Annotated in this window: 19 protein-coding genes; 13 read left to right on the forward strand and 6 right to left on the reverse strand. The window is 56.6% G+C overall.

The genetic code is table 11. The features are described 5' to 3' along the window. Positions 1–4: 4 nt before the first annotated feature. Genes AC2FIM_RS06760 through iolC form a run of 3 tightly spaced genes read right to left on the reverse strand, consistent with a single transcriptional unit; the run spans position 5 to position 2,655 of the window. Complete coding sequence (locus AC2FIM_RS06760) at positions 5–844, reverse strand: class II fructose-bisphosphate aldolase (RefSeq protein ID WP_281995348.1); 840 nt, start codon at positions 842–844, stop codon at positions 5–7. Next, complete coding sequence (locus tag AC2FIM_RS06765; protein WP_281995347.1) at positions 841–1,677, reverse strand: 5-deoxy-glucuronate isomerase; 837 nt, start codon at positions 1,675–1,677, stop codon at positions 841–843. The genes AC2FIM_RS06760 and AC2FIM_RS06765 overlap by 4 nt, the downstream gene beginning before the upstream one ends. Positions 1,678–1,686: 9 nt before the next feature. Beyond that, positions 1,687–2,655: a 5-dehydro-2-deoxygluconokinase gene (iolC, locus tag AC2FIM_RS06770; protein ID WP_496676777.1), complete on the reverse strand. Its 969-nt coding sequence runs from the start codon at positions 2,653–2,655 to the stop codon at positions 1,687–1,689. 126 nt (positions 2,656–2,781) lie between these two features. Between iolC and AC2FIM_RS06775 the strand changes: the two genes are divergently transcribed. Together AC2FIM_RS06775 and AC2FIM_RS06780 are read left to right on the forward strand one after the other, a co-directional pair. Then, a complete protein-coding gene (locus AC2FIM_RS06775) occupies positions 2,782–3,885 on the forward strand; it encodes a Gfo/Idh/MocA family protein (protein WP_496706315.1) in 1,104 nt (367 codons plus the stop codon). Between the two features lie 37 nt (positions 3,886–3,922). After that, complete coding sequence (locus AC2FIM_RS06780) at positions 3,923–5,056, forward strand: Gfo/Idh/MocA family protein (protein ID WP_271948257.1); 1,134 nt, start codon at positions 3,923–3,925, stop codon at positions 5,054–5,056. Here the strand turns inward: AC2FIM_RS06780 and AC2FIM_RS06785 are convergent, their stop codons facing one another. Continuing rightward, entirely contained in the window at positions 5,057–6,055 is a 999-nt protein-coding gene (locus AC2FIM_RS06785; RefSeq protein ID WP_496707968.1) for a LacI family DNA-binding transcriptional regulator, read from the reverse strand. Between the two features lie 381 nt (positions 6,056–6,436). Here AC2FIM_RS06785 and AC2FIM_RS06790 point away from each other — a divergent pair, with 381 nt between their 5' ends. The 9 genes from AC2FIM_RS06790 to AC2FIM_RS06830 all read left to right on the forward strand — a co-directional run bounded on the left by AC2FIM_RS06790 (position 6,437) and on the right by AC2FIM_RS06830 (position 14,957). Continuing rightward, the gene (locus tag AC2FIM_RS06790; RefSeq protein ID WP_496676410.1) at positions 6,437–6,628 is read left to right on the forward strand and encodes a Flp family type IVb pilin; all 192 of its coding nucleotides are present in this window, start codon (positions 6,437–6,439) and stop codon (positions 6,626–6,628) included. A gap of 163 nt (positions 6,629–6,791) precedes the next feature. Further along, on the forward strand, positions 6,792–7,619 hold the full coding sequence (gene cpaB / locus AC2FIM_RS06795; RefSeq protein WP_142635731.1) for a Flp pilus assembly protein CpaB: 828 nt from the start codon (positions 6,792–6,794) through the stop codon (positions 7,617–7,619). Positions 7,620–7,649: 30 nt separating this feature from the next. After that, entirely contained in the window at positions 7,650–9,134 is a 1,485-nt protein-coding gene (locus AC2FIM_RS06800; protein ID WP_496676407.1) for a pilus assembly protein TadG-related protein, read from the forward strand. Further along, the gene (locus AC2FIM_RS06805) at positions 9,131–9,622 is read left to right on the forward strand and encodes a TadE/TadG family type IV pilus assembly protein (RefSeq protein WP_271948250.1); all 492 of its coding nucleotides are present in this window, start codon (positions 9,131–9,133) and stop codon (positions 9,620–9,622) included. Before AC2FIM_RS06800 ends, AC2FIM_RS06805 begins: the two co-directional genes overlap by 4 nt. Beyond that, on the forward strand, positions 9,619–10,257 hold the full coding sequence (locus AC2FIM_RS06810; protein ID WP_142635737.1) for a TadE/TadG family type IV pilus assembly protein: 639 nt from the start codon (positions 9,619–9,621) through the stop codon (positions 10,255–10,257). The genes AC2FIM_RS06805 and AC2FIM_RS06810 overlap by 4 nt, the downstream gene beginning before the upstream one ends. An 11-nt stretch (positions 10,258–10,268) precedes the next feature. Beyond that, the gene (locus tag AC2FIM_RS06815; protein WP_142635739.1) at positions 10,269–11,474 is read left to right on the forward strand and encodes a CpaE/TadZ family protein; all 1,206 of its coding nucleotides are present in this window, start codon (positions 10,269–10,271) and stop codon (positions 11,472–11,474) included. A 48-nt stretch (positions 11,475–11,522) separates the two neighbouring features. Then, positions 11,523–12,920, forward strand: a complete 1,398-nt coding sequence (locus tag AC2FIM_RS06820; protein ID WP_142635741.1) for a TadA family conjugal transfer-associated ATPase — start codon at positions 11,523–11,525, stop codon at positions 12,918–12,920. 11 nt (positions 12,921–12,931) lie between these two features. Beyond that, entirely contained in the window at positions 12,932–13,960 is a 1,029-nt protein-coding gene (locus AC2FIM_RS06825) for a type II secretion system F family protein (RefSeq protein ID WP_271948246.1), read from the forward strand. A 13-nt stretch (positions 13,961–13,973) separates the two neighbouring features. Beyond that, positions 13,974–14,957, forward strand: coding sequence for a type II secretion system F family protein (locus AC2FIM_RS06830; RefSeq protein WP_142635745.1), 984 nt, complete (start codon positions 13,974–13,976; stop codon positions 14,955–14,957). A gap of 13 nt (positions 14,958–14,970) precedes the next feature. Here AC2FIM_RS06830 and AC2FIM_RS06835 read toward each other — a convergent pair whose 3' ends face one another. Further along, positions 14,971–15,462, reverse strand: coding sequence for an A24 family peptidase (locus AC2FIM_RS06835; RefSeq protein ID WP_142635747.1), 492 nt, complete (start codon positions 15,460–15,462; stop codon positions 14,971–14,973). Continuing rightward, on the reverse strand, positions 15,462–16,307 hold the full coding sequence (locus AC2FIM_RS06840) for a helix-turn-helix transcriptional regulator (protein ID WP_246097200.1): 846 nt from the start codon (positions 16,305–16,307) through the stop codon (positions 15,462–15,464). Before AC2FIM_RS06840 ends, AC2FIM_RS06835 begins: the two co-directional genes overlap by 1 nt. Positions 16,308–16,536: 229 nt before the next feature. On the opposite strand from AC2FIM_RS06840, the gene AC2FIM_RS06845 reads away from it, so the two are divergent. Together AC2FIM_RS06845 and AC2FIM_RS06850 are read left to right on the forward strand one after the other, a co-directional pair. Further along, a complete protein-coding gene (locus tag AC2FIM_RS06845) occupies positions 16,537–16,860 on the forward strand; it encodes a hypothetical protein (protein ID WP_496707967.1) in 324 nt (107 codons plus the stop codon). 205 nt (positions 16,861–17,065) lie between these two features. Further along, complete coding sequence (locus AC2FIM_RS06850) at positions 17,066–18,412, forward strand: substrate-binding protein (protein WP_142635750.1); 1,347 nt, start codon at positions 17,066–17,068, stop codon at positions 18,410–18,412. The last annotated feature ends 28 nt before the right edge of the window (positions 18,413–18,440 follow it).

Below are 18,440 nucleotides of genomic sequence, written 5' to 3' on the forward strand. Positions count from 1 at the left end.
CGACCTAGCGCTGCGGCGGGGCGCCAAAGGCACGGATCACGGTGCGGGCAGCAGCCTCAACCGGGTCGTGCGTTTCCTTCAGGATCGTGACGCGGTCAAACCGTTCAGGATCACGATTGACGGCTTCACGCATGGCATTTCCGAATGCCATACGCAGCTCGGTTCCTATGTTGAACTTGCAGATCGAGGTCTCGCGCGCCAGCTTCATACGCTGCTCTACCGGCACACCGGACCCGCCATGAATGACCAAAGGCACTTCGGTCACGGCATCGATTTCGGCGATACGCGCCTCATCCAGGCCACCTTCTTTGTTTTGCTGCAAGTGAACATTGCCAACCGAAATCGCCATCGCGTCGACGCCGCTTTCGCGTGCAAACTTCGCGGCTTCCTCGGGGTCGGTGCCATTTGAGCCTTCGCCACCGGAATACCCCACAAAGCCGATCTCCCCCTCGCATGAAATCCCTGCTGCATGGGCCATTTCGGCAATGGCCGCGGTCTCATCGATGTTTTGCTGCAGTGGCTTGCGCGACCCGTCGAACATCAGCGAGGTAAAGCCGCTGTCCAACGCGATTTTGCAGTCCTCGAACGTGTACCCATGGTCCAGGTGGGCGACGACGGGGACAGAGGCGTTTTCGGCCAGATAGCGGAACATCTTTCCCAGAATGGGCAGGGGTGTGTGCTCGCGACAACTGGGACCGGCCTGCAGGATCACGGGCGCGTTCTCAGCTTCGGCAGCGGCCACATAAGCGCGCATGTCTTCCCAGCCCAGGGTCACCAGACCACCGACGGCATAGCCCTGATCATAGGCAGGTTGCAGAACGTCTTTCAGTGTGGCGAGGGTCATTTGAATTTTGCAATCATGTCTTTGATGCCCGGTATGGTTTCGATCTGATAGGCATGGGTGGGCTGGAAATACTGGACCAGCGAGCGTTGGGTCAGGCCGCCGAGGATCGTGAAATAATACATCTCATACCCCGGCAGGACGCAGCAGGGGTGATAACCCTTGTCGATACAGACGGTCGATCCGTCCATGATATGATAGGCGTCGCCCGGTTCGTTATCCTCGCGCTGCAGCATCTGCAGGCCAGAGCCCCAGTTGGGTTTGAAACGGAAATTGTAGGTCTCGTCGTGCCGCGTCTCGTCGGGCAGACGGTTCGTGTCATGCTTGTGGCTGGGGAAGCCGGACCAGCCGCCTTGACCAACAGTGAACAGCTCACTGACCAGCAGGCGACCGACTTTGTCGTGCTGTTTCTGGCCCAGGATGTGCTTGATCTTGCGGTGGGTTTTGGTGTCGTCGCTGCCGTATTGTACCAGATCATGCTGGCGGACATCGAACGGGTCCAGAACCTTGTCGTATCTGGCGCCTGCGATGAAGACTTCGGTATGATCCGAGATGCAGACGATCTGCACCTTGGCGCCAACGGGTGCATAAACGCCCTCTGGCTCTCCATCCCAGACATCCTCTCCTCGGTTACCCAGCATGGCAAATTGCACGCTTTCGACATCCACATCGACCGAACCTGTGGCCGGGACGATGCAGGTCTCATACCCCGGCACTTGATATTCGAACGCTTCGCCCTGTTTCAGTTTGACGATGTTGAAATAGTTCAGGGGCACCATTGGGTCATCGACATCCACGATGGGTTTGTTCTGGTTGTCATAGGGGGCGATATGCATTGGGATCTCCTATGCCGTTGGGCCGGGATGGGTGGCCAGAAACGCGTCCAGCTGTTCGGTGGTCGGCATCGCGGGCGCGCAGCCGGGTTGAGACACGACGATCGAGGCGCAGGCCGAACCGCGCATCACCGCGTCCTTCAGCGAGTACCCCGCTGCAACCGAGGCCAGTAACCCGGCCATGAAACTGTCACCTGCGCCATTCGGCTTGACGGCAGTCACCGGATAGATGCCTGTCTGAAATTCCTGCCCGTCCATCAGCGTGATGGCGCCTTTTTCACCCATTTTATAGATCACCACGCGGCCTGGTTTGGCCGCCAGTTCCTGCGCCTTGGCAAACCCTTTGTTTATCCCGCCCGCCATGAAACCGAATTCTTCGTCATTGCCTACGATCAGATCACTGGCGTCACCGGCGCGGGACAGGACCTCGGACGCGACTTCGGTTGAGGGCCAACTGTAAGGGCGATAGTCTATGTCAAATATTACGGGCACACCGGCCTTACGGGCCGTGTCGATGGCCCGGAATGTGGCGCTGCGCGAAGGCTCGGCCGCAAAGACGGTTCCGGCCGAGATCACAGCCGAGAAGGAGCTGAAATCGACCTGGTCCATATCCTCTTCGGTGACTTGGAAATCGACTGCGCCATTGCGGTAGATGACATTCTGGAAATCTTCTGTCCGGCTTTCGTAGATTGCCAGCGACATGCGGTATTCGCCCCTTACAACCCGTATGTTGGACGTATCGACGCCGTAATGCGCCAGCCGATTCAGGCAGAACCGCGCGACCGCGTCGTCAGATACCGAGGTGATCAGCGACGCTCGACTGCCCAGCTTGACCAGACCCACACATATATTTGCCGATGAACCGCCCAGATCGGCCCGGAACGCGTCGGCATCCTCACTTTTCTCGCCGATGGGATCGGCAAACAGGTCCATGCCCGCACGACCCAAGACGCCAAAGCGGTTTCCTTTGATACCGTCCATCAAAGCGGTCACGTCATTTCCTCCGGCGAAAAGGGTCGGCAAGGTGTGTTGATCCTTGCGTTGAATCGATTCACACGATACTGATTTTGCAACCGGTTGCAAATGATATGTGCGAGGCCGCGGCAGATGCCTGAAATTGGAATTGGAATTGTTGGCGGCGGCTATATGGGCAAGGCCCACTCCGTCGCGATGTCAGCGGTAGGTGCGGTGTTCGACACCGCGCTGCGCCCGCGGCTTGAGGTGATCTGTGCCTCGACATCTGCAAGCGCGGAAGTCTATCGCGCCGCCTACGGGTTCCAGCGCGCCACCGATGACTGGCGCATGCTGGTCGAGGATCCAAAGGTCGAGGCCATTGTGATCGCCTCACCTCAATCGACACACCGTCAAATCGCTGAGGCGGCGTTTGCCCTTGGTAAACCGGTGCTGTGCGAAAAACCCTTGGGGGCGTCCTTGGACGACAGCCGCGCGATGGTGGCGGCAGCCGAGGCCACAGGTGCAATCAACATGGTCGGGTTCAACTATATCCGTACGCCCGCTAGCCAATATGCGCGTCAGCTTATTGCTGAAGGGGAAATCGGTCAGGTCACATGGTTCCGTGGCGAACATACCGAGGATTTCTATGCCGACCCCGAGGCCCCAGCAACCTGGCGCACTACGGGAATGGCCAATGGAACCATCGGCGATCTTGCTCCGCATATGGTGAATGGTGCGTTGGCGCTGATCGGGCCGATCACTCAGGTTATGGCCGATGTGGAGACGGTGCACCGGCATCGCCCCGGCGGCGAAGTTACCAATGATGATCACGCGCAGATGATGTGCCGTTTTGAAAGCGGGGTCATGGGCAACCTCTATTTCAGCCGTGTCGCAACGGGTCGCAAGATGGGCTACGCCTATGAAGTCTCGGGTACCAAAGGTGCGATCCGGTTCGATCAGGAGGACCAGAATGCCTTGTGGCTGTATCGCCGCGAAGGTCCCGAAGCTGCACGCGGTTTTACCAAGATCCTGACAGGCCCTGCGCACCCGGATTACGAACCTTTTTGCCAGGGTCCGGGGCACGGCACAGGATATCAGGATCAGATCATTATCGAGGCCAAGGATTTCCTGCAGGCCATCCATTCTGGGCAGAATATCTGGCCCACCTTCCGCGATGGGCACGAGGTGAACCGCGTTCTGGCGGCTGCATTGGCATCGTCAGACGGGCGGCAATGGACAGATATCAGCGATTTCTGAAAGCTCACCACCCAATTTCCAAAGAGAGACTAAGACCATGACTAAGCTGAAATGGGGCATGATCGGTGGCGGTGAAGGCAGCCAGATTGGCCCTGCGCACCGCCTTGGCGCACAGGCCGATGGGCTGTTTGAGTTCGCTGCCGGAGCGTTGGACCACCGCCCCGACGTGGGACGTGAATATGCACAGCGTTTGGGCGTTGCAACTGATCGCGCCTATGGCAACTGGCAAGAGATGCTAGCCGGTGAAAAAGACCGTAGCGACCGCATCGATCTGGTTACCATCGCGACACCGAACTCGACCCATTTTGAAATTGCCAAGGCCTATCTCGAGGCGGGTTTTAACGTTCTGTGCGAAAAGCCGATGACGATGACCGTGGACGAAGGCGAAGAGATCGTGCGCATCGCCGAAGCATCGGGCAAGCTATGCGCCGTGAATTATTGCTATTCGGCTTATCCGATGGTGCGCCAGGCACGTGCAATGGTGAGGGTCGGGGATATCGGCAAGGTGCGTCTGGTCGTGACGAATTTCAGCCACGGCCACCACGGGGATGCCACTGACGCCGACAATCCACGCGTGCGCTGGCGGTATGATCCGGCGATGGCCGGTGTCTCGGGGCAGTTCGCGGATTGCGGTATACACGCGCTGCATATGGCCAGCTTCATTTGCGATGATGAGGTCACGTCGCTGTCCGCCGACATGGCCTCGACCATCTCAAGCCGCGTGCTGGAGGATGATGCCATGGTCAACTTCCGGACAGAGCGTGGCACCGTCGGGCGCTTGTGGACTTCGTCCGTTGCGATCGGGCGCCAACATGGGTTCGACATTCAGGTCTTCGGTGAAACCGGCGGTCTGCGCTGGACCTCGGAACAGCCCAACCAGTTGCTCTATACACCGGTCGGCGGCCGCACACAGATCATTGAAAAGGGCGAAGGTGGCTTGTACGAGGACGCCCAGCGCCTGTCGCGGGTGGCCATCGCACATCCTGAAGGGTTTCCCTTGGCTGTGGCCAACATCTATTGCGATCTGGCCGATGCCATTCGTGGCGAAACCCGCGACGGGTTGCCAGGCGCAGCGGATGGGGTGCGGTCTATCGCAGCGGTCCATGCTGCCGTTGCGTCGGGCAATGAAGACGGAGCCTGGAAGGATGCGCGCCCCCCTATGTTCCGCTGACTAGGCGCGGGGGCGCAGCGTGCCCCTTTCGACTACGCGGCAGGGGAAAATGCGGGCCTCGGGATAACGCTCGGGGTCTTTCAGCATTTCTTCCAACAGATCCACAGACGAGGTGATGATTTGCTTGATCGGTTGGTGGATGGTTGTCAGATTTACGCTTTCCCAACGCGACATCTCCATGTCATTCAGGCCGATGATCCCGATATCCTTGCCCGGTTTAAGCCCGTGATCCGACAGGGCGGACAGCGCACCGACGGACAGAATGTCATCGCCGCAGAAATAGCTTTCGGCTGGTTGACCCTTTAGCAGATCCAGCATTTCCGCGCGCCCCGCCTCAAATGAATAGGCCCCGGCGAAAGAGTATGTGACCTCAAGACCAGGGTGCTTTTCGGCCTCTTCCATAAAGCCCTGATAGCGATCCATGGCCGAGGTCGCATCCTTTGGCCCGCCCAGATATCCAACACGCCGATAGCCCCGCGCCTGCAGCTCGCGGGCTGCCATGCGACCACATTCGACATTGTCGATCCCGACGACATGTACCTCTGGTGAGGTCGCCGAGCGCCCGAACGTATGCACAACCGGAACACCGGCATCGTGAAACGCCTTGGCGAAACTTGGCGGCAGGGTCGAAGAGGCCACGATGGCAGCGTCAACAGAATACTGGCGCAGCATCCGAACGGAATTGGCAGGCTCGGTCTCATCGGTCAGGTTCACGATCAACGGGCGCAAACCGCGTTCCTGCAAGGCGCGCGTGAATTGATCGAAGACTTCAAGGAAAATCGGGTTGTGAAAGTTGTTCGAGATCAACCCAATCAGTTTTGTCCGCCCCGTGGTCAGGGACGAGGCCAGGGCGTTTGGGCTGTAACCCAGTTCCGCCGCGGCCTTTTCCACCTTGCTTCGGGTTTTTGCCGAAACCGAGGCACCCTCGGTAAAGGTGCGCGACACGGCAGAGCGCGACACCCCGGCCAGAGCTGCGACGTCTTTTAGGGTGACGCTCATGTTTCGTACCTGCAGAAGAAAGGTGGGATGACAGACATTTTCATGTCGTGATACTAAGCCAGTTAGTCTGGTGGCTGCAATCGGTTGCAAATGATTGCTCGTTTGACGCGGGGCCCGGTTTATTGACCCCGAGCAGCTTCTCAACAGTCGATTCTTTCTGATGGGAGATCAGGTAAATCTGCTGCCGCGCACCGTAAATCGGTCCGCGATTTTACACATTTCCGCCCAAAATGATCGAAAATTCGCCCTAAGCGGGAATTTCTTTTCGTTTGTGGGGAGGTTTCGGCACCGCCTCATCAGTAACGATTTAGTTAACGGGGGTGTGTTCCTCGTGTCAGTGCGGGATTTCGCACTTTGGTAAAACAGTCTGGAGTTCAAGTAATGTTGAATGGAATTCGCAAAGTATTTCTGAAGCTGCGCAAAGACGAGCGCGGCGCGACCCTTGTTGAATATGGCATCGCGCTGTTTGTTGCGATTGTCGTCGGCGGGACAATTCTGACCAATTTGGCTGGCACGACCAGCAGCAACTTTAGTGATGCAAACTCGGCAGCCAAGCGGACAACAACCCCTTAAACGGCGGGCCGATTTTTCTAGCATTAAAAATCTGACTTCCCACTCGCAAGCGTGGGGCGTCAGTTTCCTACCAGACCACCTTTGATTTGCATAAGCGGTCTGTTTGGCCAGTCAGGCCCAATTAAGTAATTATCCTGAGTTTTCCCGGGAATTGGAGGATACCATGCGTATTAAATCATTTTTGATGACTTTCCTGGGAATAGGTTTGGCGGGTGGCGCAGTCATTCTGGCACAGGATCAGATCCGAAGGAATCAGTCAGCGGGTGAACCAACCATAGTTCGTGTTGTGGCCGTGGCCGAAGATATCGCGTTCGGAACGCCGATCGAAGGGCACAAGCTGACGACCATTGATTGGCCTACTGCATCTGTGCCTGCAGGTGTTTTTACAAGTTTTGATGATGTCCTGCCTGCCGCAGGCATAGAACCTCGCCGGGCCAAGCGCGCTTTGGCGCAGGGCGAAATTCTTTTGACCTCGAAAGTTTCCGATTTTGGTGAAAAAGTGACAATCGTTCAGACGATTGGCGAGAATAACCGCGCGATGGCGATCAATGTCGACGCGCAGACAGGGGTAGGCGGATTTGTTACGCCTGGCGACTTTGTCGACATTGTTCTGACCCGCGGCACCAATGATACACTGCGTGCAGTGACGATCCTGCAGAATATCCGGGTCATCGGCGTGGACCAAACCGCGGATGAAGAGCTTGACCAACCCGGCATTGCCCGCACGGTTACGATCGAGGTCACCCCGGATGAAGGTCAGAAGTTGGCTCTGGCGCAGAAGGCTGGGCAGCTCAGCCTGTCTCTGCGGTCTCTGCAAACAGAAGAGGATAAGCCGCTGGAAGCGGTTCGCCTCAGCGACATCCTCCTTGAAAAATCACCGCTAGAAGAGGGCACGCCCAGGCCGATTGTGAAAGTTCGCCGTGGGGCAACCGACGTTCAGGAAATTCAGGTCTTTGGGAACACCAGTGCAACAACTGAGCCGGTGAACTGAGGTCAGGTTGGTCTTTCGAGGGAGGTTGATATGACTTCGCTACGCAAAATCAGGGACAAAGAAGACGGCACAATTCTGGTTTTTGTCGGCATGTTCATGGTCGTCATGATCGGAATGGCTGCACTGACTTTTGATCTGGGGCGTATCGCCTCTACCCAAACTGACATGCAAGCCTATACCGACCACGTGGCGCTTGCCGCCGCAGGAGAGCTGGATGGCAATGCTGACGCCATTACACGTGCAACAGCTGCGGCATCCGGCATGATCGACGACGAACAGTTTTTCGCTGATGGCAGCCAAAGCCTTGGAACTTCTGCGGATTTTTCGCTTCGTTTTCTGACCGGATTGCCTGCTCCGGGGGCAGACCCAGACGATAACGACTCGGTTACGCCCTTTGTGACGACAGACCCGGCGCGTGCTGTCTTGGTCGAGGTGACCGCGACACCACGGACTGTTTTCCTGCCTTTTGGCCGATCGCTGGCCAGCTTGCTGGGCGTCGCCAGCCCGTCCGGAGAGGTGAATTCAGTCTCGATCGCTGGGTATTCAGCATATGCCTGTGACGTAACGCCGTTGATGTTCTGCATCCCGTCGGGCTGGACCTCCAGCGCCAATATCGGCGCTTCCATCAAATTGCGTACTGGCGGCAACAACTCGGCCTGGGGGCCGGGGAATTTCGGATTTCTGGATCCAACGGATATCGGGATCAATCCAAACGGGCCATGCGCCGGTCTGACTGGTTCAAAGCTGTATATCTGCCTCATTGCTGCGAATGGGAACCTGACCAAATGCGTGTCTCAGCGCGGTGTCGACACCGAACCCGGTCAGCGGAACGGGATTGGCAGCGCGATCTACAATTCGCGGTTCGATATGTTCCAGGCGACCATGAACCAACTGAAGAACGATCCAGACTATGCACCGGGCCCAAATGTGATCTCGGGCTGGGACCATACTGGTGGGGGATGTTTGAACAACAATCCGACCCTGTCGACCAATACTATTCCAATGCCGCCGGATGATTGCTTTGACCCGGTGAGTGGTCTTTGCAATGGCAGCCGTTTTGGCGATGGCAACTGGACGTCAGGGCAAGCAGCTTACAACCTTATGAATTATGGCGTTGGACCGGACGGTACGCTGACACCGCATGCGCAGGGTGCACCGACAGGAAACACCCGGTATCAGGTATATCTGGACGAGGTCAGCCGGGCCGGGTCAGGCGATATCGTCACCGGACGGGACGAGACCGGCCGCGCCCAATGTTCAAGCCAGCCCAGCACCGACCCCGACCGCCGGACATTTATCGCCGCAGCGATTGACTGCACCGCGAACCCGGTTTCCGGGCGGGCCACCGATGTGCCGGTGAAGGAGTTCGTAAAAGTCTTTCTGTTTCAGCCACTTGAAGAATCCACAGGCTCGGATTTCGACATCTTCGTCGAGGTGGTCAAACAGGTTGGCGGCGGAGTTGGTGGCAGTGCCGTTGATGGCATTTTCCGCGATGTCGTGAGGCTGTACCGATGAAGCCGCTGGGTCGCTTCCTCTCACGCTTTCAGCGCTGCGAGTCTGGCGCGCCGATGGTCGAGTTCGCCATGGTTCTGCCGGTTATCTTGCTGTTCTTTGTTGTGATCATCGAGGGCAGCCGGATCACCTGGATACATCAGGCGACATCTGCCGGCGTACGGGATGCGTCGCGCATGATCGCTCGCATCGCACCGCTGGATCTATGCAGCGCGGGCGGCGTCGCAAGCTATGATGCAATGGCCACAGATATTGTCGCCAACCGACTGGGCGGTGGGGCGCATTTGCCGGTCGGAACAACGCTGGTGGATGTAACCCCGACCTGCATCTCGCGGTCTGGCAGCTATCGTATTGACCCGACCTCAGTGGTCGAAGTGACCGCGAAAATCCAGATTGATTTTATCCTAGGCAATGTTCTGGGCCTGTTCGGCGGGGCTGTTAGCACGCTTGACACGGTGATTTCGGATCAGAGCCGGGTGTTCGGCGTATGACCCGGGTGTCGCATATCCTGCGGACCTTCCGGCGTCAGGAGCGTGGCGCCGCCCTGGTCGAATTGGGGATGGTCATTCCACTGTTCCTGTTGCTGATGTTCGGCATTGTGGATTATGGCCGGTTGTTCTGGTCGACAACCATGGCGCAGAAGGCGATGCAAAAAGCATCCAGGCTGGCAACTCTTGGGCCTCCGCTTTGCGGTGCGTTGCCGACCGAGCACACGCTGGCAAGCGGCGCTCCTACAAGTACGAAATTTGGGGTGCTCTGCCGCAGTGGCAATGTCTGTGCCGTGCCTGCCCTGCCTGCGCCCTGCCCTTTGAATACCGCGACGGATTACGGCGCACGTGTCTGGAATGATATCCGCATGTTGCTGCCACCGGGAACGACTGCCGCCAACGTACAGATCGGATATTCGCATGACGCGCGCCTTGGATTTTTAGGGGGGCCATATACGCCGGTCGTTACCGCCGAACTTGTTAACGTAAACTTTAACTTCATGATGCCAATCGCCGGTCTGGCCGCTCTTGCGTCGAACGGCACAACACCTGCGTCAAATACCCCCAACAGTATTTCTCTTCCCGCGATGAGCACATCGGTTCCCGCCGAAGATCTGGCGGCCGGGGCGAGTGAGTAAGGAGAAACATAATGAGTGCCAAGCAGATTTCAGTATTGTTGATTTCACCGGACGAGCAGATTTACTCGGCCATCGAAGGCTCTTTGCGGGGGCAGGCGAACTGCCGGTTCACCGGTCGTCAGGACACCGTTGCGGGGGTAAACGGCTCTGCGATCTCGCTGACTGCAGAGCATGATGTTGTTCTGTTCGATGTGGATGAGAATTCCGGGGACCTACTGCAAACCGCACGGAAAATCTGTGATGCCCGTATGCCAAATGCGATCATCATTGCGTTGGCCCACGAGGATCTGCCCTTGGAAAAGGCGCGCCAGCTGAAAAAGCTTGGTGTCGACGACGTTCTTCCGAGAAAGTGGATCGACGAGGAAATTGTGCCGCAGGTGGACGCAATCCGGGCCCGCCGTCAGGCGCAGTTGCCGGCCGTGTGGGGCGGTCAGGCAACCCTGGGCAAAGTAATCGCCGTGGCGAAATCCCGTGGTGGGGTTGGATCGTCTATCGTCGCTGCCAATCTGGCCAACGAGCTACAGGCCAAGGAAGGGTTCTTCAAGAAGAAAGCCGCCAACGAAGTCGCGGTTGTCGATTTGGATTTTCAGTTCGGATCTATTGCCGCCCTGATGGATGTTGAGGAAAGTGACGCCATGTGGCGGATGGCGATGGATGAGAGCATTCCCGATGGCGCCTTTCTGGAACAGGCCATGACCAAATCCCCCTGTGGGGTTGATGTTCTGGCTGCACCGTCGCGCTTTGGTCCTCTCAGTGCCATTAATGAAGAACAGATCTCGGCCATTTTGGACAGCCTTAAGCGCAGCCATGATTATGTGATTATTGATCTGCCGCGAGCTCTGGTCGAGTGGATCACGCCGGTGTTGTCGCAAGCCGACCGGCTGCTTTTGGTAACGGATGTCGCAGTGCCTTCGATCCGGTCAGCGCGGAAATTGATGGATTTCTATCACGCCGAAAACCCGGCCTTGGAAATCCAGCTGGTTGCGAGCCTGGAAAAGAAACCCCTGATCCCGGCCGCGCACCACCGCGCAGCGGCAAAGCTGTTGGAACAGGATTTCGCCCACTGGATCCCCAAGGATGAGCGAACCGTTCGTGAATGCGTGGATCGGGGCGTACCTCTGCAAGAGGTCTCAAACCGGGCGCCTCTGACACGGGCCATCCGCCGCATCGCGCAGGAAACCACAGTTTCTCTGCCGCCACGCGTGGGCAAACAGTAAATCGAAGTCCGAAGATGTGAAGATCAGTTAAGTAAAAGGTAAAGCAGAATGTTTCGTGAATTTGACAGAACGGGTCGCACAACATCCCAATCCCCAAAAGTTGTGCCGTTGGACACGAAACAGCCGAACGGAAATGTTGCTGATATCGAGGTCAAGAACGCCGAACGCCGTGCCATGGAGCGCGAGCGCGAGATGGACCGTATCGACCTCAAGGCCCGGATGCACAACTCGTTGCTTGATAAGCTGAATCTGGCTGTGATCGACAAGGTCGAAGAAGACACATTGCGGGGCGAAATCGGCAAACACGCAACTGATCTGTTGCGGTCCGAGGGCCGGGCCATGCGGTCTGAGGAAATCAAGCTTTTGGTCGAAGAACTGATGCACGAGGTGCTTGGGCTTGGGCCACTGGAGCCTTTGCTGGCCGACCCTTCGATCAACGATATTCTGGTGAACGGTCACAAGCAGATTTTCGTCGAACGTTCAGGTATTCTGGAAAAAACCTCGGCGCGTTTTCGGGATGAACGTCATTTGCTTCGGATCATCGACAAGATTGTCAGTCGTGTCGGCCGTCGTATTGATGAACGCCAACCCTGGGTGGATGCGCGGCTTGAGGATGGCAGCCGTGTAAACGCGATCATTCGGCCCTGCGCGCTGGACGGGCCGGCCTTGTCGATCCGTAAATTCGCGCGCGTACCGCTGACGATGGAGCGGTTAGTTAAGAACGATGCATTGAATGACAGTGCTGCGGCGTTGTTGCGCGGTCTGGTCGAGGCAAAGATGAATGTCCTGATTTCCGGAGGAACCGGATCAGGTAAAACGACAATGCTGAATGCCCTGTCTTCCTATATCGGCGGCAACGAACGGGTCGTGACCATCGAAGACGCTGCTGAACTGCAACTGCAGCAGGAACATGTTCTCCGCATGGAGACCCGCCCAGCCGGTTTGGACGGGACCGGCGCTGTGGCCCAGCGTGATCTTGTCCGCAACGCGCTGCGGATGCGCCCTGACCGTATTGTGGTCGGCGAGGTGCGCGGATCAGAGGCCTTCGACATGCTGCAGGCGATGAATACCGGCCATGACGGTTCGATGACGACCGTTCATGCCAACAGTCCCCGCGATGCGCTGTCTCGGGTCGAACAGATGGTACAGATGGGCGGGATGGAGCTGCCGCATTCGGCGATCCGGGCCACCATCGCTTCGGCCATCCACTTTGTGCTTCAGTTGAACCGACTGTCAGACGGGACGCGCCGGGTTACTTCGATCTCGGAAGTGACTGGAATGGAAGGCGACATCATCACCATGCAGGACATCTTTGTCTTCAAGCGCGAAGGCAAGGATGAAGACGGCAAGGTTCTGGGCCGGTTCATGCCCACGGGAATTCGGCCAAAATCCAGTGATGCACTGGCGGCTGCCGGGGTCGACCTGTCCACGGTCAAGTTCAACTAAGGAGGTCCGGGATGTTCGAGAAAATCAGGTCATATCTGACCAACCTGAACATCAACAACCTGATCGGCCCGGAAATGGAAGTTGCCGGGTTCGATGTCAGGTTTGTTCTGGCGCTTGCGGTTTTCCTGGGTGCGCTGATTGCTTTTGAAGGGCTGCGTCAGTTTATGCGGCGTGGCGAAAACCGCGAAGAGGCGATCAACCGCCGAATTCAGATGCTGTCCGAGGGGAAGTCGGGTGAGGATGTCCTCAGCCTGTTGAAACCGCAGGAAGCCAAGCCACTGTTGCGGAGTTTCCCGCTGGTGGGGGATTTGCCTCTGGCGTTGAAGGTTTCGGGCCTGAACATGGTTCCCGAAATGTTTCTGGCCGGTTGTGGCGCAGCCTTTCTGATCTCGGCCATTGGTGGGTCTATGGTGGCTGAACCGTTGAAAGTGGTCCCCACCTGCGCCCTTGTTTTCCTGATCGCGCCACTGGTTGCGTTGGGGGTGACGTTGCGCAAGCGCAAGGCGGCGTTGATCAAGCAGTTGCCCGATGCGCTGGACCTGATGTCCCGTGGATTGAAGGTGGGGCACCCACTGAACACAACCTTACAAAGTGTCGCCGAAGAAATGCCTGACCCAATTGGAACTGAGTTTGGGCTGGTCGTTGATCAGGTCTCTTATGGCGAAGAACTGACGACTGCGATCAAAAGCATGGCTGACCGCATCGATGAAGAAGATATCCAGTATCTAGCTGTTGCGCTGATGATGCAGCACGGCACAGGTGGTGACCTGGCCGGCATCTTGCGCACGCTGGCCCGCGTGATCCGAGCGCGAATGTCATTGCGTCGCAAGGTCAAGGCCATCTCGGCCGAAGGCCGCATGACGGCTTATATCCTGTCATCCATTCCCGTTGGCATTGCCGTGTTCATGACCATCATGACGCCGACATATTATGGCGATGTCGCGGACTCTCCGGCCTTTGTGCCAGTCATGAGCGTTATCGCAGTGACCATCGTCCTGAACGCGATTGTGATGTTCAAGCTTGTGAATTTCCGGATTTGAAGAGGCGTATTCGATGGAGTATTTGAGTTCGATTTTTGATAGCGAATTATCAACGCAGATCCTGGTTCTGGGTTGTGTGCTGATAGGTGCGGTCGTAGCGTTTCTTGGTATCTCGTCCTCGCTTAGCGAACGGTCCACAGCCGCAGAGCGCATGGTGTCAAGCCGACCACGTCAGGCTTTGTCACGGGCAGTTCCTGAAAAAGTCGAGGGCGAAGCGCCGACAGGGTTGAGTGCGGCCCTGATACCCAGCGATGCCAGTGTACGTTTCGAAGTTGGGCAGGTGTTGGCGCGTTCCGGATTTCGCAGCAAAAACGCAATCGTGAATTTCTATCTTATCCGTTTGGGGCTGGCGACGTTCCTGCCGCTGGCCTTCCTCTTCCTGATGTCCTGGCAACCGGCAAACAACTTGGGTGCGCGGATCGCGGAATATACGTCCAGCCTGAACGCGTTCGAGATTATCCGGAATGTCGGCGTATTGTGCGGGATCGGGTATCTCATACCGCAGTTATGGATGGGCGCCCGGATCAAAGAGCGCAAGCGCCTGATGGAAAATGCGTTTCCGAACATGCTGGATCTACTTCAGATCGGTATCGAGGCTGGCCTCGGTTTTGATCAGGCCTTGCTGAAAGTGGCGGTTGAAATGCAGCTTGTCGCGCCGGAAATGTCCGAAGAGATGCTGATTGCGCTTTCCGAGATTCAGGCAGGGCGCGACCGAGATACCGCGCTGATGCGTATGGCGCGTCGAACAGGTATCGAGGAAATGAGCTCATTCGTAAGCGTTGTGCTGCAATCGACCCGGTTTGGCGTTCCCCTGGCTGCCGCTTTGAACACCTATGCCGAAGAAATGCGTGAACTGCGCGAGGTGCGGGCACAGGAAAAGGCGAACAAGTTGCCTGTCCAAATGTCGGCGGTTATGGCCAGTTTTATGCTGCCTGCAATCGCTGGGCTGATCCTGGCCCCGATCGTGATCCGTTATATGGATGCGTTTGGCCCCTAAGACGCTGACATGGTCAGAACCAAAGCGCAGTAGCCGACCAGATTGCAAGGATCACCCCGGATGATCCGATAGCGATTCCAAGAGGAAATTCGCGCGACTGGGCGGTTGACTTGATATGCGGGGAAGTTTGTCGGGCGAGGCGCCGAAACAGCGACATTCCGATCAGCCCCGCTGCCATGCAGCCTGCCAGTATTAGCAGATAGGTCGATACGACCGGGACCGGAATTGCGGCAAATACGATTGGCAATATCTTGGCGTCGCCACCGCCCAGCCAACCCGCTGCAAACAGGCCGAAACAAATCGCAAAACACGCTGCGGCCACAAGAAGGCGCAGCAGCAGTTGGTTCCAATCCGGAAACGGCGCGGTCACAAGCACGACTGCACCGCCCAGCAGGCAGTACAGGTTAGGGATGCGCATTTGGGTGAAATCCGTCCAGGCGATCATTACGAACAGCGGTGTGAATACCCACAATGTCAGCCAGGACTGCCAGTCCAGTTCAGGCATCAGGCACGTGCCTGGCCAGGTTTCCCAAAAAGGGCCTCGCGCTCTTCTACCGATACCAAGCGCCGGGCCAGCATGTGGAAGGTGTCCAGCGCCGTTTTTGAATAGATATGCTTGAGATGCGTGCGAACTGTCGCTGGTCCGATCTCAAGTTCGGCACCAATGGACTGAGGCGACAACCCGCGTGAAACAAGAACGCAAACACGCCATTCGGCACGGGTCAGGCCCGTTGGGTTCTCGGTGCTGAGAATAGGTGCTTCACTGTATGATTTTCTGAGTGCGGTGACTGATTGCCGAGACAATGATTCAGTGATCAGTCCGGCTCGGCGGGCCTGATAGGTCTCGGATAGTTGCGGAGCCACCTGTTCAATAGCTTCGCGGTAACCGGGTTCGGAACTCTGCCCGAAATGAAGTTCCAGAAAGTCGATTTCGCCGCCGTTATGGTCCAGGCATATGAACAGAATGTCATCCAGCTTGCGGTGCGACATCCAATCTAACAAAACTGCGGAGATATCACTGGGGTCTGCCCCGTCATCTCGCAGACTAAACACCGAGGCGCGTTTTGGTTTGTTCCGAAACGGGCCGAGGGCGTCGTTGGCGAAAGAATGAAACAACGGTCTTTGGAATTTTGGATCCCGTGTGTCAGCCCGTGCGGCAACACGATGGGCCCCCTTGTTCAGCCACACACGGCTGATGACAGCACAATCGGCGCCAAATGCTTTGACGATACCTTCAAGCGCGGCATCAAGAACGACGCCTGCCTGGCTCCAATGAATGAAATTAATGATGGCTCTGGCATGAAGCGCGTTTGGCAACCACGCAGCGCTCTGAGCATTCCCCCGGACCATAGATAACAACCTGTACTCGAACAAACATAAACGCGCATTTGCAATATAAGAGTGCGCAACCTCCTACCGATTCTTTACATTCCTATAGTTCTATATAATCGTCTAAAACTCATCTAAAAAATCATTAACCTAATTATGTACGATCAATTCGTCGCGTTTCAGTAAACAAACTGCACAAAATCCGCGGACTATTTCCTTGACCTATTCGCGGAATACGGGACGAAGCGTAGTGGTTTATGCCTTTTTTGTAAGGTTATTGCGCTTGTTTGGTCGTCGGCTGGTCGGGCGGTTGCCTGTATTCACCGATGCAGCCGTGGAGGGATTAACCGTTTTTCAATTTGTCACAATTCTTGATTTGCACGACGCTTCGGGTTTGAGACCCAGGTTCAAACGGCTTGATTTGCAAGGGATGTCGGCTCGTCCCAGTGACCATCTGAGCTGTATCATACGGCCTGGGCTCTCCTTTAGATTTAGCAACGACTTCTTGCTTGCCGAGCAGAGCGGCACTGCCTGCATGGCGATCACCGGCATGTTTTCAAATAATACCTTTTAATTTCAATTATTAAGAAGCGGAATATGTTTGAAAATTTACAAGACTCCGTACCCAGGTGTTCATTTGTTTACATAACATAGCTGCTTTTTGAATAGGTTATTGAGAAATTTTCAGAACCCCCGCCATACTCGCGGTGCGTAAACCTGCGCAATCGTTTGCTGGAAGAGGAGCCAACAGACGTAAAACAGGGAACTGGGAGGAATGAATGACTAATAAATCTGTCACACGCCGCGGCGTGCTGAAGTCTGGTGCTGTTGCCGGTACCGGTCTGGCCCTACCTACGATTTTTACCGCATCGTCGGCTGCTGCATATACTAACGAACCTTCTGGGTCGTCTGTCACATTGGGTTTCAATGTTCCGCAGACCGGGCCTTATGCAGAAGAGGGTAATGATGAACTGCTGGCACAGCAGCTTGCAGTCGAGCATCTGAACGGTGAGGGAGATGGCGGTTGCCTGAACACCTTTACGTCCAAGGCCCTGAAAGGGAACGGGATTCTTGGTAAAAAGGTCGGGTTCGTAACCGGCGACACCCAGACCAAATCGGACGCCGCACGCGCATCGGCCAAGTCGATGATCGAAAAAGACGGTGCGATCATGATCAACGGCGGCTCGTCCTCGGGCGTGGCTGTCGCAGTTCAGGGTCTGTGTCAGGAAGCGGGCGTGATCTTCATGGCTGGCCTGACCCATGCCAACGACACGACCGGTAAGGACAAGAAGGCGAACGGTTTCCGCCATTTCTTCAATGCTTATATGTCGGGCGCTGCTCTGGCGCCGGTTCTTGCTGCCGAAATGGGCAGTGAACGCCGGGCCTATCATCTGACCGCTGACTACAACTGGGGCTGGACTCAGGAAGAGTCGATTGTGGCCTCGACCGAAGCCCTGGGATGGGAAACGGTCAACACGGTCAAAACACCGCTCGCGTCGACGGACTTCTCGTCCTATATCGCGCCGGTTCTGAACTCGGGCGCGGATGTGCTGGTTCTGAACCACTATGGCGGTAACATGGTGAACTCGCTGACTAATGCGATTCAGTTCGGCCTGCTCGACAAGGTGGCCAACGGCAAAGACTTTAAGATTGTCGTGCCGCTGTATTCCGAACTGATGGCTGCCGGTGCTGGCGAGAACATCAAGGGCGTGCTGGGTTCGATGAACTGGAACTGGCAGCTGCAAGACGAAGGCACCAAGGCCTTTGTGAAATCCTTTGGTGAGAAATACGGCAAGCCGCCGTCCAATTCGGCTCAGACCTGCTATGCACAGGTTCTGCTCTATGCAGATGCGTGCGAACGAGCGGGTACCTTCAACCCCTGTGGTGTCGCCGAAGCGCTGGAAGATTTCGAGTTCGACGGTCTGGGCAACGGGCCGACCTGGTATCGTGGTGCAGATCATCAGTGCTTTAAGGATGTGCTGGTGGTGCGGGGCAACGAGAACCCGACCAACGCCTATGACACGCTGGAGATCGTCGAGATCACCCCACGCGCGCAGGTCGAATACGATCCCGAGCACCCGATGTTTGCCGGTGGCGAACTGGGTAAATGCAATCCGGGCGCGTAACACAAGCGCGAGAATTTTCGACGAAAAT

The organism is Ruegeria sp. CDSC052, from assembly GCF_059610685.1.

What these genes read in the sequence shown, in the direction of transcription:
- AC2FIM_RS06760 (WP_281995348.1), bottom strand. Translation starts at nt 844, where the DNA reads ATGACCCTCGCCACACTGAAAGACGTTCTGCAACCTGCCTATGATCAG.
- AC2FIM_RS06765 (WP_281995347.1), bottom strand. Translation starts at nt 1,677, where the DNA reads ATGCATATCGCCCCCTATGACAACCAGAACAAACCCATCGTGGATGTC.
- iolC (WP_496676777.1), bottom strand. Translation starts at nt 2,655, where the DNA reads ATGGACGGTATCAAAGGAAACCGCTTTGGCGTCTTGGGTCGTGCGGGC.
- AC2FIM_RS06775 (WP_496706315.1), top strand. Translation starts at nt 2,782, where the DNA reads ATGCCTGAAATTGGAATTGGAATTGTTGGCGGCGGCTATATGGGCAAG.
- AC2FIM_RS06780 (WP_271948257.1), top strand. Translation starts at nt 3,923, where the DNA reads ATGACTAAGCTGAAATGGGGCATGATCGGTGGCGGTGAAGGCAGCCAG.
- AC2FIM_RS06785 (WP_496707968.1), bottom strand. Translation starts at nt 6,055, where the DNA reads ATGAGCGTCACCCTAAAAGACGTCGCAGCTCTGGCCGGGGTGTCGCGC.
- AC2FIM_RS06790 (WP_496676410.1), top strand. Translation starts at nt 6,437, where the DNA reads ATGTTGAATGGAATTCGCAAAGTATTTCTGAAGCTGCGCAAAGACGAG.
- cpaB (WP_142635731.1), top strand. Translation starts at nt 6,792, where the DNA reads ATGCGTATTAAATCATTTTTGATGACTTTCCTGGGAATAGGTTTGGCG.
- AC2FIM_RS06800 (WP_496676407.1), top strand. Translation starts at nt 7,650, where the DNA reads ATGACTTCGCTACGCAAAATCAGGGACAAAGAAGACGGCACAATTCTG.
- AC2FIM_RS06805 (WP_271948250.1), top strand. Translation starts at nt 9,131, where the DNA reads ATGAAGCCGCTGGGTCGCTTCCTCTCACGCTTTCAGCGCTGCGAGTCT.
- AC2FIM_RS06810 (WP_142635737.1), top strand. Translation starts at nt 9,619, where the DNA reads ATGACCCGGGTGTCGCATATCCTGCGGACCTTCCGGCGTCAGGAGCGT.
- AC2FIM_RS06815 (WP_142635739.1), top strand. Translation starts at nt 10,269, where the DNA reads ATGAGTGCCAAGCAGATTTCAGTATTGTTGATTTCACCGGACGAGCAG.
- AC2FIM_RS06820 (WP_142635741.1), top strand. Translation starts at nt 11,523, where the DNA reads ATGTTTCGTGAATTTGACAGAACGGGTCGCACAACATCCCAATCCCCA.
- AC2FIM_RS06825 (WP_271948246.1), top strand. Translation starts at nt 12,932, where the DNA reads ATGTTCGAGAAAATCAGGTCATATCTGACCAACCTGAACATCAACAAC.
- AC2FIM_RS06830 (WP_142635745.1), top strand. Translation starts at nt 13,974, where the DNA reads ATGGAGTATTTGAGTTCGATTTTTGATAGCGAATTATCAACGCAGATC.
- AC2FIM_RS06835 (WP_142635747.1), bottom strand. Translation starts at nt 15,462, where the DNA reads ATGCCTGAACTGGACTGGCAGTCCTGGCTGACATTGTGGGTATTCACA.
- AC2FIM_RS06840 (WP_246097200.1), bottom strand. Translation starts at nt 16,307, where the DNA reads ATGGTCCGGGGGAATGCTCAGAGCGCTGCGTGGTTGCCAAACGCGCTT.
- AC2FIM_RS06850 (WP_142635750.1), top strand. Translation starts at nt 17,066, where the DNA reads ATGACTAATAAATCTGTCACACGCCGCGGCGTGCTGAAGTCTGGTGCT.